General features: G+C 37.8%; 1 protein-coding gene. It reads right to left on the bottom strand.

Going from position 1 to position 1,182, the window contains the following annotated elements; translation table 11 throughout:
* Positions 1–27 precede the first annotated feature (27 nt).
* Positions 28–1,077, bottom strand: a complete 1,050-nt coding sequence (locus CP370_RS09100) for an IS30 family transposase (protein WP_025006498.1) — start codon at positions 1,075–1,077, stop codon at positions 28–30.
* Positions 1,078–1,182: the final 105 nt, after the last annotated feature.

The following is a 1,182-nucleotide window of genomic DNA, read 5'->3' as shown; positions in this document are numbered from 1 at the left end:
CGTAAATTGCAATAATAAATTGAACACTTAAGCTGCTTGATAGATATGATCCAATTCTCTTTCAAAAATTTCATCTGGTGTATGATATGCCAATATTTTTCTTGGTAGCGAATTGCACCAGGTTTCAATGTCAATGATTTCCTGAAGAGAATAGTTATTGATGTAATCACCCTTAGGAATGAATCTGCGAATGAGCCCATTATGTCTTTCAACAGTGCCTTTATCGCAAGAAGTATATGGATGGGCGTAATAGACTATGGTATTAGATACTTCCTCTAGATTGGAAAGATCCGCAAACTCTGAACCATTGTCAGTTGTAATTGTCTTGAAGATTTCATTCCAGTGCTCACTATACTGCTTATGTAGAGTTTGAAAAGCGCTCATAACACTGGCAGCTGTCTTGTCTGGAATACGCAAGATTAGAAACTCACGGCTCATTCGCTCAGACAAAGTTAGCAGTACTTGATCATCTCTAGTCTTATGTCCTAAGACTAGGTCGCATTCCCAGTGACCAAACTCTTTTCGATCATTAATCTCTTTAGGGCGTTCTTCAATGCTTCGACCTAATTTCTTCTTGTTCTTATGAACACGATGAATTTTAGTATTACGCTTTAACTTCTCAGGCAAATCAGAGTTTCTGATAGCCAACAAGCCTTGATCTACATAGTTATATAGAGTTCTAGTGCAGACTATCTGGTCGCTGCTAAATTCACCCACAGCCAAGCAGCGATTGGCACATACATCAAGTGACCAATTGTCTTCAAAGAAATGCTTATTGACATACTTGATAAAGTCAGATTTCTTCAAGAAGTCTGATTTGCGACCACAGTGGCGTCGGTTAGCTTGATAAACTTCATTTCCACGTTCTGCTTTGTACCGCTTTTGTTTACCGTGATAAAGCAAAACTGTACCACGTTTGATTTCATAGCTAATCGTAGAAGGAGAACAACCAATCTCACGAGCAATTGCTCTAAGAGAAAATCCATCTTTGATACGAGTTTGGATAATAACTCGCTCTTCTAATGACAAATGTTTTCCTTTTTTGTGCTTAGGCATGATAGAATGTAAAGAGTCCATTTGTGACCTCGTTTCAAGATGTTTTGTGGTAATTACATTCTATCAAACGGGTCCAGATGGACTTTTTATTTTTCTAAAGTGTTCAATTTGATTTTACAATCGGCG

It is taken from the genome of Lactobacillus sp. UMNPBX19 (assembly GCF_002553805.1).
Classification (GTDB): domain Bacteria; phylum Bacillota; class Bacilli; order Lactobacillales; family Lactobacillaceae; genus Lactobacillus.
Note: the sequence above shows the minus strand (reverse complement) of the source record. Positions and strands in the feature narration are given on the sequence as shown.